The organism is Streptomyces sp. NPDC048825, from assembly GCF_043198355.1.
GTDB classification, from domain to species: domain Bacteria; phylum Actinomycetota; class Actinomycetes; order Streptomycetales; family Streptomycetaceae; genus Streptomyces; species Streptomyces xiangluensis.
The window spans coordinates 178528-192252 of record NZ_JBICUR010000014.1 but is presented as its reverse complement, the minus strand read 5'-3'; the positions used below and the strand labels follow the sequence as shown (position 1 = coordinate 192252).

Sequence of the window (13725 nt, the reverse complement as noted above, 5' to 3'; positions counted from 1 at the left end):
TCAGTCCTTGCTGATCTCCCAGAACCGGAACACGGTCGACGCGTCGAGGCAGTACTCCAGGCCGTACACGTTGTCGCGGACGACCGCGTACTGCTTGGCCTGCCAGATCGGGAGGACCGGGACCTCCTCGGCGACGATGTCCTGGAGCTTCCCGTACTGCTGCGCGGTCGAGGAGCGGTCGCTCAGGGCGGCGGTCTCGGGGATGAGCTGCCCGGTGACCGTGGAGTTCGTGTAGCCGTTGCCGAGCACGTTGCCCTCGCCGAAGAACGGGGCCGTGAAGTTGTCCGGGTCGGGGTAGTCCGGCACCCAGCCCTTCACGTACACGCCGTACTTGCCGGCCTCGATGTCCTTCTCGTACTGGTCGTAGGCGACCGATTTCACGCTCGCGTCGAACAGGCCGCTGGCGTTGAGCTGCTCGGCGATCGCCTCGAACTCCTGGTCCGTCGACGGGCCGTAGCGGGTCGGCGTCGACCAGAGGGTCAGCTTCACTTTCTCGGTGATGCCGTCGGCGCGCAGCTCGTCCTCGGCCTTGGTGCGCGAGGGGCGGGCGCCGTAGGTGTCGAAGAAGGCCGTGTTGTGGCCGGTGATGCCGGCCGGGATGATCGAGTACAGCGGTGTCGCCGTGGAGTCGTAGACCTCCTCGACGAGGGCCTCACGGTCGAGGAGGTGGGCGATCGCCTTGCGGACGCTCAGCTTGCCCGCGACCGGGTCCTGGGTGTTGAAGACCAGGTGCTGCACCTCTGCGCTGGAGCCCTCGATGACGTCGATGCCCTGGCTGGTGGACGTGTCGGTCTCGATGTCCGCGACGTCCTGGGCCGCGAGCCCGCGGTAGGCGACGTCGACCTTGGTGTCGGTGAGGGCCTTGCGCAGGCGGGAGCGGTCGCCATGGAAGAACTTGAGGGTCACGCCGGAGTTCTGCACGTCGGCGTTGCCTTCGTAGTTCTCGTTGACCGAGAACACGGCCTCGTCCTCGCTGAAGGAGTCGAGTTGGTACGGGCCCGAGCCGACGGCCTCGCCGTCCTCGCGCAGCCCGTCCGCGTCGTACTCCTGGTGGTTCACGATCGAGCCGGCGCCGGAGGCGATCTTGCTGGGGAAGGTGGCGTCGGGGACCTTCAGCTGGAAGACGACCGTCTTCTCGTCCGGCGTCTCGACCTTGTCGAGCATGGGGAACATGATCGCGGGGCCGTCGGCGTCGTTGATCTTCATCATGCGGTCGAAGGAGAACTTGACGTCCTCGGAGGTGAGTTCATCACCGTTGCTGAACTTCAGACCGTCGCGCAGGGTGCACTCGTAGACCCTGGTGTCCCCGTCCGTGAAGGAGCACGACTTCGCGGCTTCCGGCTCCGGTTCCGTGCCGCCCTTGGGGAAGCTCAGCAGGGACTGGAAGACGTTGTTGAACAACAGCCAGGAACCCGGGTCGTAGCCCGAGGCGGGGTCGGTGGCCAGGACCTCGTCGGTCATCCCGATGACGACGGACGAGCCGGTGCCGCCGGAGTCACCCGACTGGGAGCCGCAGCCTGTCAGCAGAGTGCCGGTCAGCGCTGTCGCTATGGACAGAACCGGCCATGTGGTGCGCATGTTCACGTACGTGTGCCTTGTCGTCGGTCTGAGAAATCCCAGGGTTTGCGAGATCGAGAGAAGTCCGGTCAGCCGCTTTCGTCGCGCGGGGCGGGCTGCTGACGGCGCGGTGGGTCAGCTGCCGGCGCCGCGGCCCAGCTCCCAAAGCTGAAGCGAGGAGGTGGAGTTGAGGGTCCGTTCGGCGCCGGTGACATCGTTCCGGGCGGCGATGTACTGCTTGCCCTGCCACAGGGGGAGCATGGGGACGTCCTCGGCGACGATGTTCTGGATCTCCTCGATGCTCCGCGACGCGGTGAGCCGGTCGGCCTGCCGACGGGACTCCGGGATCAGGGCGTTACGGATCTCGGGGTTCGCGTAGGGCGAGCCGATGGTGTTGTTCTTGTCGAGGAACGGCGCGAGGTAGTTGTCGGCGTCGGGGAAGTCCGGGAACCAGCCCATGCCGTAGACCTCGTACTTGCCCCTCCGCTCGTTCGGCTGGTACGTCGCCCACGTCTCGCCCTTGACGGCGACCTCGAACAGTCCGCTGTCGTTCAGCTGCTTCTTCAGCAGCTCGAACTCCTCTTTGGTGGCGGGCCCGTAGTGGTCGTCCGTGTAGTGCAGGGTCAGCTTCACCGGCGTGGTGACGTTCGCCTCGGACAGCAGGACCTTGGCCTTGGCGGTGTCGGGCTCGCCGTACTTGTTGAAGAACGAGTTGGCATGGCCGGTGACGGTGGTCGGCACCATGGAGTACAGCGGTTCGGCGCCGGTGCCGTACACATCGGAGACGAGTTCACCGCGGTTGATGACCTGCGCCATCGCCTGGCGGACGGCCTTGGACTTCACCGACGGGTCGTTGGTGTTGAAGCCCAGGTAGCGGATTTCCAGGCCGGGTTGCTCGATCAGGTCGATGCTCGTGGACTTGGCGTTCTGGAGCTTCCTGATCTGCGCGGGCGTCATGGTGCGGGTCATGACGCTGATGTCGCCCTTGTCGAGCGCGGTACCCATGGCGTCGGCGCTGTCGAAGGAGCGCAGCTCGACCTTTTCGTTCTTCACCTTCAAGTGCCCCTTGTAGTCGGGGTTCTTGGTGAAGACGGCGTTCACGAGTTCGTCGTTCTTGACCTCGGCCTTGAGGGTGTACGGGCCGGAGCCGTCCACCGCGAAGCCGTCGCGCAGCTTGTTCTCGTCGTAGTCGTCGGGGTTGACGATGCCCGCGACCGGCGTCGACAGCTTGAACGGGAATGTGGCGTCGGAGGTCTTGAGGTGGAAGATCACCTCGCGGTCGCCCTTGGTCTCGATGGTGTCGATGTTCGACAGAAGGGCGAAGACTCCGCTGTCGGCCTGGATCCGCAGCGCGCGTTCGACGGAGAACTTCACATCGTCCGCGGTGATGGGCTGGCCGTTCGCGAACTTGAGACCTTCGCGCAGGGTGCACGCGTACCGCTCGTTGCCGGAGTCGCTGAAGCCACAGCGCTGGGCGGCCTCGGGCTGGGGGTCGCCGCCGCCATCGGGCAGGGTCATCAGCGTCTGGAGGGTCTGCCTCAGCACGTTCCAGGTGCCGACGTCGTACGCGTAGGCCGGGTCCAGTGGCGCGGGGGCCTCCTTCGAGGCGGCGAACCGGTCGGTGGTGCCCACGACGATGGCGTCGTCGCTACCGCCCCCGTTGCCGGACCCGCCACATGCGGCGAGGACCGGGGCGAGCAGGCCGATCACGGCCGGCAGCACCAAGGTCTTACGGTTCATGCTCGACGTTCTCCAGAGCTTTCGATCCGTGAACCGGCAGGCCGGGGTGTTGCAGGCGGGTCACGGGTGTTACGGCGAGGTTCTCGCCATGAGATTAGTCCGCACCACCAGGACATCTCACCGTTACCGGAGTTGACTCCCCATCACGCTGCGAAACCGGGCGTGGACGCACTGAAAACCCGAGACCGGAAGATTCGCGCACGCCTCCATCAAACAGGACACAAGGTCACGTCCCGTACTGCCGGTAAGAGGCTTACGGCATATCGCCGGCCCCATGTCGACCTGTTAGCGGGTGGTGAACATCACAGGATCAACTGGGTTGAGCGGCGCAGCGATTCAGCCATTTTGGCGAAGATTGAATTACTCAGATGGCCTGCACACGTAGTTGATTGTGGTTTTATCCCGCATTCAACTTTCACCCAAGGTGAGAGCCCGTCACATTCCCGTCCGCGAGCAGTCCACAAGCAGTCCTCAGACCGTCAGCAGACCGCGCAGGAAGGACAGGTCGACCTCTTCCAGCGAGGGCACGACGGTGCGCCGGGCGGCCGGGGTGATCGGTGCCACGGAGGGTACGACCACCACATGGCAGCCCGCGGCCTCGGCGGACGCGATCCCCGTCGCGGTGTCCTCGATGACCACGCACCTGGCCGGGTCCGCGCCGAGGCCGCCTGCCGCGAGCAGATACGGGTCGGGGTGCGGCTTGGTGCGCTCGACCTCGTCCCCCGCGACGGTCAGCCCGAAGTTTCCCGCGCCGAGCGAGGTCAGTACGCGGTCGATGATGCGACGGTGCGAGGCGGAGACCAGAGCCGTGGGGATCTCGTGCGCGGCCAGTTCGGCGAGCAGCCTCGCGGCGCCCGGCATCAGCGGCAGGGCGCGGCCGATACGGTCCTCGAACCCGTCGTTCAGCAGCACCGTGAGCTCGGCGAGGGTGATGTCGGCTCCGGTGGCCTCGATGAGGAAACCCGCGCTGCGGGTCATGGGACCGCCGACCACGACATGACGCCAGGAGTCGTCGAGCCTGTGGCCGAGGCGCGCGAACACCTCGACCTCGGCGTCCCACCAGAAGCCCTCGGTGTCCACCAGGGTTCCGTCCATGTCGAGGAGCACGGCCTGCAAGGCGGAGCCTTCGGCCGTACGGGTACCGAGTGCGGGAACCGTACTGGTCATCCGGGCACACCTCCGAGAGGGACGAGAAGGCCGGCTCCTTGTGAGGAACCGGCCTGCGCTGGACCGACCAGTGTACGACTCTCGCAGCGGAAACGCTGCGTTTAACCGAGGTGTGCGAGGGCACACTCTAGGCCCGCCGTGGGGCCATCTCAGCGTGCCCTCGCGGGCCCCGCCTCAGTCTCAGCTCAGCGAGCGTTGAAGTATTTTGCCTCGGGGTGGTGAATGACGATCGCGTCCGTGGACTGCTCCGGGTGGAGCTGGAACTCCTCGGACAGCTGGACGCCGATCCGCTCAGGCTCCAGCAGTTCGGCGATCTTGGCGCGGTCCTCCAGGTCCGGGCAGGCGCCGTAGCCCAGCGAGAAGCGGGCGCCGCGGTACTTCAGCGCGAACATGTCCTCGATGCCGGCCGGGTCCTCACCAGCGAAGCCGAGTTCGGAACGCACGCGCGCGTGCCAGTACTCCGCCAGGGCCTCCGCCAACTGCACGGACAACCCGTGCAGTTCGAGGTAGTCGCGGTAGGCGTCGGAGGCGAACAGCTTCGCCGTCTCCTCGCCGATCCGGGAACCGACGGTGACGACCTGGAGGCCGACCACGTCCGTCTCGCCTGACTCCTCGGGGCGGAAGAAGTCGGCCAGGCACAGCCGGCGGCCACGGCGCTGACGCGGGAAGGTGAAGCGGGTGCGCTCGTTGCCCGCCTCGTCCAGCAGGATCAGGTCGTCGTCCTTGGACACGCACGGGAAGTAGCCGTAGACCACGGCCGCTTCCAGCAGATTGTCCCGCTGCAACTGGTCCAGCCAGCCGCGCAGCCGGGGCCTGCCCTCGGTCTCCACCAGCTCCTCGTACGTGGGGCCATCGCCCGTACGCGCCTGCTTCAGGCCCCACTGGCCCTTGAACAGCGCGCCCTCGTCCAGCCAGGAGGCGTACTCCTTGAGCTGGATGCCCTTGATGACGCGGGTGCCCCAGAACGGCGGCTCCGGGATGGGGTTGTCGATGGCCACGTCGGAGCGGACGGCGCCCTCCTCGGGGCGTTCCTCGACGACGGTCTGGGCGGTGGCCCTGACCCGGCGCTGCTTCAGCTCGGGCAGGGATGCCCCCGGCACACCCCGCTTGACGCCGATCAGCGCGTCCATCAGCCGCAGACCCTCGAACGCGTCGCGGGCGTAGCGGACTTCGCCCTCGTAGATCTCGTGCAGGTCCTGTTCGACGTACGCCCGGGTCAGTGCCGCCCCGCCGAGGATGACGGGGTAGTCGGCGGCCATCTTGCGCTGGTTGAGCTCCTGCAGGTTCTCCTTCATGATCACCGTGGACTTGACCAGGAGGCCGGACATGCCGATGACATCGGCCTTGTGCTCCTCGGCGGCCTCCAGGATCGCGGAGACGGGCTGCTTGATGCCCAGGTTGACCACGTTGTAGCCGTTGTTGGACAGGATGATGTCGACCAGGTTCTTGCCGATGTCGTGCACGTCGCCGCGCACGGTGGCGAGCACGATGGTGCCCTTGCCGGCCTCGTCGCCCTCGACCTTCTCCATGTGCGGTTCGAGGTAGGCGACCGCGGTCTTCATCACCTCGGCGGACTGGAGCACGAACGGCAGCTGCATCTGGCCGGAGCCGAACAGTTCGCCGACCACCTTCATGCCGTCAAGGAGGGTCTCGTTGACGATGTCCAGGGCAGGGCGCTCCTGGAGCGCGTCGTCCAGGTCCTGTTCGAGACCGTTCTTCTCGCCGTCGATGATGCGGCGCTTGAGGCGCTCGTCCAGCGGCAGTGCGGCCAGTTCCTCGGCGCGGCCCGCCTTCAGGGACTTGGTGGTGGCGCCCTCGAACAGGGCCATGAGCTTCTGGAGCGGGTCGTATCCCTCGGCGCGGCGGTCGTAGATCAGGTCGAGGGCCGTCTGGACCTCTTCCTCGGTGAAGCGGGCGATCGGGAGGATCTTCGACGCGTGGACGATCGCCGAGTCCAGGCCCGCCTTGACGCACTCGTCCAGGAAGACCGAGTTGAGCAGGACGCGGGCGGCCGGGTTGAGGCCGAAGGAGATGTTCGACAGGCCCAGCGTGGTCTGCACATCCGGGTGGCGGCGCTTGAGTTCGCGGATCGCCTCGATGGTGGCGATGCCGTCCTTGCGGGACTCCTCCTGGCCGGTGCAGATGGTGAAGGTCAGGGTGTCGATGAGGATGTCCGACTCGTGGATGCCCCAGTTGCCGGTCAGGTCGGCGATCAGCCGCTCGGCGATCGCGACCTTGTGCTCCGGCGTACGGGCCTGCCCCTCCTCGTCGATGGTCAGCGCGATGAGCGCGGCACCGTGCTCCTGCGCGAGCTTGGTGACCTTCGCGAACCGGGACTCGGGGCCGTCGCCGTCCTCGTAGTTGACCGAGTTGATGACCGCACGGCCGCCGAGCTTCTCCAACCCGGCCCGGATCACGTCGACTTCGGTGGAGTCCAGGACGATCGGCAGCGTGGAGGCGGTGGCGAAGCGGCCGGCCAGTTCCTCCATGTCGGCGACGCCGTCACGGCCCACGTAGTCCACGCACAGGTCCAGCATGTGGGCGCCCTCGCGGATCTGCTCGCGGGCCATCTCCACGCAGTCGTCCCAGCGGCCCTCCAGCATGGCCTCGCGGAACTTCTTCGAACCGTTGGCGTTGGTGCGCTCACCGATCGCCATGTACGCGGTGTCCTGACGGAACGGCACGGTCTGGTAGAGGGAGGCGGCGCCGGGCTCGGGCTGCGGGTGGCGCTCGGCCGGGGCCAGATCGCGTACACGCTCGACGACTTGGCGCAGGTGCTCGGGCGTCGAGCCGCAGCAGCCGCCGACCAGTGAGAGGCCGTAATCGCGTACGAAGTTCTCCTGGGCGTCGGCCATCTCGGGCGCCGTCAGCGGGAAGTACGCGCCGTCCTTCGTGAGGATGGGCAGCCCGGCGTTCGGCATGCACATCAGCGGCGTACGCGAGTGGCGGGCCAGATACCGCAGGTGCTCACTCATCTCGGCCGGGCCGGTCGAGCAGTTCAGGCCGATCAGGTCGATGCCGAGCGGCTCCAGGGCGGTCAGCGCCGCACCGATCTCCGAACCGAGCAGCATGACGCCCGTGGTCTCGAAGGCGAGCGAGCAGATCAGCGGCACGTTCACGCCCACGGCATCCATCGCGCGGCGCGCACCGATCAGGCTCGACTTGGTCTGCAGCAGGTCCTGCGTGGTCTCCACGATCAGGGCGTCCGCGCCGCCGGCGAGCAGGCCCTCGGCGTTCTGCTGGTAGCCGTCACGCAGTACGTCGTACGCGATGTGGCCGAGCGACGGCAGCTTGGTGCCCGGGCCGATCGAGCCGAGGACCCAGCGCTGGCGACCGTCCCTGGCGCCGAACTCGTCGGCGACCTCGCGGGCGATCCGGGCGCCCGCCTCGGACAGCTCGAAGATCCGGTCGGCGATCTCGTACTCGCTGGCAGCTGAGTGGTTCGAACCGAAGGTGTTCGTCTCGACGCAGTCGACGCCGACGGAGAAGTACTCCTCGTGGACGGAACGCACGATGTCGGGGCGCGTGACGTTCAGAATCTCGTTACAGCCCTCGAGGTTCTCGAAATCCTCGAGCGTCGGGTCCTGGGCCTGCAGCATCGTGCCCATGGCGCCGTCGGCCACCACCACACGGGTGGCGAGCGCCTCACGAAGGGCGGTGATGCGGGTCCGGCTGTCGGCGGAAGGGGTTGGCGACGAGGCCATGAAAGAGCTCCCTGTGGTGCGACGGCTGTCGGCTATGCGGCTTCCGGCGGAAGACGCACTCAGCCAGCGTAGCCGGGAGCGGGTGCGACGGTCAGGCGAGTCCACGGGACGGACGGGCGTTGCGAGCCAGGCTCCGGTCAGGCTCCGGCCGGAATCGTGACGACAACTGACGGCCACCCATTGGCGGGAGGTCGGCAACGACCGATAGTGTTCAGCATTGTCGAACGGCGGCACCGGAGCCCGCATGTCGACGGTCGAAGGGGACGGAGGCAGGACTGCGATGGCACGGAACATCCAGTCGCTCGAACGGGCGGCCGCGATGCTGCGGCTCCTCGCGGGCGGTGAGCGACGGCTCGGCCTGTCGGACATCGCCTCCTCGCTCGGTCTCGCCAAGGGCACCGCCCACGGCATACTCCGCACGCTCCAGCAGGAGGGCTTCGTCGAGCAGGACGCCGCCTCCGGGCGCTATCAGCTGGGCGCGGAACTGCTGCGGCTCGGCACCACGTATCTGGACGTCCACGAGCTGCGGGCGCGTGCCCTCGTCTGGACCGACGATCTGGCCCGCTCCAGCGGCGAGAGCGTCTACCTGGGAGTCCTGCACCAGCACGGAGTGCTGATCGTGCACCACGTCTTCAGGCCCGACGACAGCCGTCAGGTCCTGGAGGTCGGTGCCATGCAGCCGCTGCACTCCACGGCACTGGGCAAGGTGCTGTCGGCGTACGACCCGGTGGCGCACACCGAGGTCGTGGAGGCCGAGCGCAAGGAGTTCACGGCGCGCACCGTATGCGAGTTGGATGCCCTGGAGGAGGTCCTGGACCTCACGCGCGCGCGTGGCTTCGCGGCCGACGTGGAGGAGACCTGGGAGGGCATAGCGTCCGTCGCCGCGCCCATCCACGACCGGCGGCGGATGCCGGTCGGCGCTGTGGGCGTCACCGGAGCCGTGGAGCGGTTCTGCGCGAACGGGGAGCTGCGTCCCGGGCTGATCGCGGCGGTACGGGACTGCGCCCGCGCCGTGTCGCGGGACCTGGGCGCCGGGCGGTTCTGAGCGTCCGTAGAAGACCAGCAGGACAGAGGGCCGGGGCATCGACGGTGGATTCGTCGATGCCCCGGCCCTCTGTCGATCAGTAACGATCACGAGGTCTGCGAGAGATTCGGCAACAGGACTCTTGACGTGCCGCCGAGCCTGGGACAAGACTCGCGTCCATCGGTCGGCATTGTCGAACACCTACCGGCAATAAGCGCTAGAGTGTGGCAACGCCAAGGGCCGGCATCGCTCTCATCCTCGAGAGCGCGAACCACCGGAGGGACCCGGGGTTCGGCTTTCCCCCTGGACGAAGGACAAAGGAGTCGCGGGTGTCCAGCTCCGACATCTTCATCGGCGAGACCATCGGTACCGCCATACTCATCCTCCTCGGCGGCGGGGTCTGCGCCGCCGTCACACTGAAGGCCTCCAAGGCGCGTAACGCCGGATGGCTCGCCATCGCCTTCGGGTGGGGCTTCGCGGTACTCACCGCCGTCTACACGTCGGCACCCCTCTCCGGTGCCCACCTGAACCCCGCCGTCACGCTCGGCATCGCCATCAAGGACGGCGAATGGGGCGACGTCCCCACCTACTGGGCGGGACAGCTCCTCGGCGCCATGATCGGCGCGGCGCTGGTCTGGGTCGCGTATTACGGACAGTTCCACGCCCACCTCACCGACCGAGAGATCGTCGGCGGTCCCGGCGCTCAGGACACCAAGTCCGTCGAGGCGCGGGAGGCTGCGGCCGGCCCGGTGCTCGGCATCTTCTCCACCGGTCCCGAGATCCGCATCGCCGCGCAGAACCTCGCCACGGAGATCATCGGCACGGTCGTGCTGGTGCTCGCGGTCCTCACCCAGGGCCTGAACGACAGCGGCAAGGGCCTCGGCACCCTCGGCGCGCTGATCACCGCGCTCGTGGTCGTCAGCATCGGCCTCTCGCTGGGCGGTCCGACCGGGTATGCCATCAACCCGGCGCGTGACCTCGGCCCGCGAATCGTCCACGCCCTGCTGCCCCTGCCGAACAAGGGCGGTTCCGACTGGGGCTACGCCTGGATACCGGTCGTCGGTCCGCTGATCGGCGGAGCGATCGCCGCAGGTATCTACAACGTCGCTTTTGCTTAGAGCCGTAGGTCCCCGACGGTCGTACGTTCACTTGTAGACGCGAGCGAGCCGTAAACCAGCGCAGTAAGCCAGCCCCTCAGACCGCACCTTTGACCACGGAATTTCAGGAGCACACCGTGACCGACGCCCACACCGCAGGTCCCTTCATCGCCGCCATCGACCAGGGCACCACCTCCAGCCGCTGCATCGTCTTCGACCGGGACGGCCGGATCGTCTCCGTCGACCAGAAGGAGCACGAGCAGATCTTCCCCAAGCCCGGCTGGGTCGAGCACAACGCCGCCGAGATCTGGACCAACGTCCAGGAAGTCGTGGCCAGTGCCATCGAGAAGGCCGGCATCACCCGCGACGACATCAAGGCCATCGGCATCACCAACCAGCGCGAGACCACGCTGCTGTGGGACAAGAACACCGGTGAGCCCGTCCACAACGCCATCGTCTGGCAGGACACCCGCACCGACGCCCTCTGCAGGGAACTCGGCCGCAACGTCGGCCAGGACCGCTTCCGCCGCGAGACGGGCCTGCCGCTCGCGTCGTACTTCGCAGGTCCGAAGGCCCGCTGGCTGCTCGACAACGTCGAGGGCCTGCGGGAGCGCGCCGAGGCCGGCGACATCCTCTTCGGCACCATGGACTCCTGGGTCATCTGGAACCTCACCGGCGGTGTCGACGGCGGCCGCCACGTCACCGACGTCACCAACGCCTCCCGCACCCTCCTCATGAACCTGCACACGATGCAGTGGGACGAGAAGATCTGCGAATCCATCGGCGTGCCGATGCAGATGCTGCCCGAGATCCGGTCCTCCGCCGAGGTGTACGGCGAGATCACCGGCGGCAAGCTGGGCGACCTGCTCGGGGGCATCGCGGTCGCCTCCGCGCTCGGCGACCAGCAGGCGGCCCTGTTCGGCCAGACCTGCTTCTCCGAGGGCGAGGCCAAGTCGACGTACGGCACCGGCACCTTCATGCTGATGAACACCGGTGACAAGATCATCAACTCCTACTCGGGCCTGCTGACCACGGTCGGCTACCGGATCGGCGACCAGGCGCCGGTCTACGCCCTGGAGGGCTCCATCGCCGTCACCGGCGCGCTGGTGCAGTGGATGCGCGACCAGATGGGCCTGATCAGCACGGCCGCAGAGATCGAGACCCTGGCCTCGTCGGTCGAGGACAACGGCGGCGCCTACTTCGTCCCCGCGTTCTCCGGCCTGTTCGCCCCGTACTGGCGCCCCGACGCCCGCGGTGTGATCGCCGGCCTGACCCGCTACGTCACCAAGGCGCACATCGCCCGTGCCGTGCTGGAGGCCACCGCCTGGCAGACCCGTGAGATCAGCGACGCCATGACCAAGGACTCCGGCGTCGAGCTCGCCGCCCTCAAGGTCGACGGCGGCATGACCTCCAACAACCTGCTGATGCAGACCCTCTCGGACTTCCTGGACGCCCCCGTGGTGCGCCCGATGGTCGCCGAGACCACCTGCCTCGGCGCCGCCTACGCCGCCGGCCTCGCCGTCGGCTTCTGGAACAGCACCGACGACCTGCGCGCCAACTGGCGCCGGGCCGCCGAGTGGACCCCCAACATGGCCGCGGAGACCCGCGACCGCGAGTACAAGAGCTGGCTCAAGGCCGTGGAGCGGACCATGGGCTGGCTCGAGGACGAGAGCTGACGAGAGCTGACGAGCGCTCCGAGAAGCTCTGACAAGGAGTAAGAATCCGCATGACCAGTCAGTCCACCCTGCAGTCCGTACCTGCCCTCGGTACGCGCCCGGCCTCCGGCTTTCACCCGAGCCGCGCCGAGACCCGGGAGCGGCTCTCCAAGGCGACGTACGACCTCCTCGTCATCGGCGGCGGCATCCTGGGCATCTCCACCGCCTGGCATGCCGCGCAGTCCGGGCTGCGGGTGGCGCTGGTCGACGCCGGCGACTTCGCCGGTGCCACCTCCTCCGCCTCCTCCAAGCTGCTCCACGGCGGTCTGCGCTATCTGCAGACCGGCGCGGTGAAGCTGGTCGCGGAGAACCACTTCGAGCGCCGTGCGGTCTCCCGTCAGGTGGCCCCCCACCTGGCGAACCCGCTCACGTTCTACCTCCCCGTGTACAAGGGCGGGCCGCACGGCGCGGCGAAGCTCGGAGCGGGCGTCTTCGCCTACTCCGCGCTGTCGGCGTTCGGTGATGGTGTCGGGCACCTGCTCTCGCCGTCGAAGGCCGCGCAGGACGTGCCCGAACTGCGTACGGACAACCTCAAGGCCGTGGCCGTGTACGGCGACGACCAGATGAACGACTCCCGGATGGCGCTGATGACGGTCCGCGCGGCCGTCGAGTCGGGTGCCGTCGTACTGAACCACGCCGAGGTCACCGGGCTGCGCTTCACCAAGGGCCGGGTGAGCGGCGCAGAGCTGCGCGACCGCCTCGACGGCAGCGAGTTCGGAGTGTCGGCCCGCCTTGTTCTCAACGCGACAGGGCCGTGGGTCGACCACCTGCGCCGGATGGAGAACGCGAACGCGGCGCCTTCCATACGTCTGTCGAAGGGCGCACACCTCGTGCTCAAGCGGACCTCGCCGTGGAAGGCCGCGCTGGCCACCCCGATCGACAAGTACCGCATCACCTTCGCCCTCCCCTGGGAGGACATGCTGCTGCTCGGCACGACCGACGAGGCGTACGAGGGCGACCCCGCGGACGTCGCGGTCAACGAGAAGGACATCGCGCAGATCCTGGACGAGGCCGCGTTCTCGATCCGTGACCAGCAGCTGTCCCGTGACCTGATCACGTACTCCTTCGCGGGTCTGCGCGTCCTGCCCGGCGGGCCCGGCGACACCTCGAAGGCCAAGCGGGAGACGGTCGTCACCGAGGGCGCGGGCGGCATGCTGTCCGTCGCGGGCGGCAAGTGGACGACCTTCCGCCACATCGGCCGTACGGTCATGAAGAAGCTGGAGTCGCTGCCGGGCCGTCCGCTCGGCGAGGACTTCGAGCCGGTCTCCGAGCTGCCGAAGAAGCTGCCGCTGCCGGGCGTCGCCAACCCGCGCGCGGTCGCGCACCGTCTGCTCGTCGACCACCCGGCACCGGGGCCGCGCATGGCGCCGGACACCGCCAGGCACCTGGCCACGCACTACGGCTCGCTGGCCTTCGACATCGCCCGCCTCGCGAACGAGAACCCGGAGCTCGCCGAGCGGGTCCACCCGGACGCCCCTGAGATCTGGGCGCAGGTCGTCTACGCCCGGGACAACGAGTGGGCCGAGACGGCGGACGACGTGCTGCGCCGCCGTACGACGCTGACGATCCGCGGGCTCGCGACGGACGAGGTCCGCCACCACGTGCAGGAGCTGTTCGACAGGAAGTAGGAGGCACGCACTCCCCTTCGAGGGGCGGCTTCCATTCAATGGAGCCGCCCCTCCCCCGTGTCGTACATGTCGTGGATGCTCGTCCCCGCACAG

General features: G+C 67.9%; 8 protein-coding genes. 4 read left to right on the top strand and 4 right to left on the bottom strand.

Going from position 1 to position 13725, the window contains the following annotated elements; genetic code table 11:
• The 4 genes from ACGFNK_RS30825 to metH form a co-directional block, all read right to left on the bottom strand.
• Complete coding sequence (locus ACGFNK_RS30825; RefSeq protein WP_393421126.1) at nucleotides 1-1584, bottom strand: ABC transporter substrate-binding protein; 1584 nt, start codon at nucleotides 1582-1584, stop codon at nucleotides 1-3.
• Between the two features lie 108 nt (nucleotides 1585-1692).
• Nucleotides 1693-3297, bottom strand: a complete 1605-nt coding sequence (locus ACGFNK_RS30820) for an ABC transporter substrate-binding protein (RefSeq protein WP_393421124.1) — start codon at nucleotides 3295-3297, stop codon at nucleotides 1693-1695.
• A gap of 471 nt (nucleotides 3298-3768) precedes the next feature.
• Nucleotides 3769-4464 (bottom strand): HAD family hydrolase, encoded by a 696-nt coding sequence (locus ACGFNK_RS30815; protein ID WP_393421122.1) that lies wholly within the window; start codon nucleotides 4462-4464, stop codon nucleotides 3769-3771.
• Nucleotides 4465-4649: 185 nt separating this feature from the next.
• Nucleotides 4650-8168 carry a methionine synthase gene (metH, locus tag ACGFNK_RS30810; protein ID WP_393421120.1) on the bottom strand — a complete coding sequence of 1173 codons (3519 nt, stop codon included), beginning with the start codon at nucleotides 8166-8168 and terminating at the stop codon, nucleotides 4650-4652.
• A gap of 280 nt (nucleotides 8169-8448) precedes the next feature.
• On the opposite strand from metH, the gene ACGFNK_RS30805 reads away from it, so the two are divergent.
• The 4 genes from ACGFNK_RS30805 (at nucleotide 8449) to ACGFNK_RS30790 (ending at nucleotide 13632) form a co-directional block, all read left to right on the top strand.
• Complete coding sequence (locus ACGFNK_RS30805; protein WP_393421118.1) at nucleotides 8449-9213, top strand: IclR family transcriptional regulator; 765 nt, start codon at nucleotides 8449-8451, stop codon at nucleotides 9211-9213.
• 308 nt (nucleotides 9214-9521) lie between these two features.
• Nucleotides 9522-10310 carry an MIP/aquaporin family protein gene (locus ACGFNK_RS30800; RefSeq protein WP_393421116.1) on the top strand — a complete coding sequence of 263 codons (789 nt, stop codon included), beginning with the start codon at nucleotides 9522-9524 and terminating at the stop codon, nucleotides 10308-10310.
• 116 nt (nucleotides 10311-10426) lie between these two features.
• Nucleotides 10427-11965, top strand: a complete 1539-nt coding sequence (gene glpK / locus ACGFNK_RS30795) for a glycerol kinase GlpK (protein WP_386344455.1) — start codon at nucleotides 10427-10429, stop codon at nucleotides 11963-11965.
• Nucleotides 11966-12015: 50 nt separating this feature from the next.
• On the top strand, nucleotides 12016-13632 hold the full coding sequence (locus ACGFNK_RS30790) for an FAD-dependent oxidoreductase (RefSeq protein ID WP_393421114.1): 1617 nt from the start codon (nucleotides 12016-12018) through the stop codon (nucleotides 13630-13632).
• The last annotated feature ends 93 nt before the right edge of the window (nucleotides 13633-13725 follow it).

What these genes read in the sequence shown, in the direction of transcription:
- ACGFNK_RS30820 (WP_393421124.1), bottom strand. Translation starts at nt 3,297, where the DNA reads ATGAACCGTAAGACCTTGGTGCTGCCGGCCGTGATCGGCCTGCTCGCC.
- ACGFNK_RS30815 (WP_393421122.1), bottom strand. Translation starts at nt 4,464, where the DNA reads ATGACCAGTACGGTTCCCGCACTCGGTACCCGTACGGCCGAAGGCTCC.
- metH (WP_393421120.1), bottom strand. Translation starts at nt 8,168, where the DNA reads ATGGCCTCGTCGCCAACCCCTTCCGCCGACAGCCGGACCCGCATCACC.
- ACGFNK_RS30805 (WP_393421118.1), top strand. Translation starts at nt 8,449, where the DNA reads ATGGCACGGAACATCCAGTCGCTCGAACGGGCGGCCGCGATGCTGCGG.
- ACGFNK_RS30790 (WP_393421114.1), top strand. Translation starts at nt 12,016, where the DNA reads ATGACCAGTCAGTCCACCCTGCAGTCCGTACCTGCCCTCGGTACGCGC.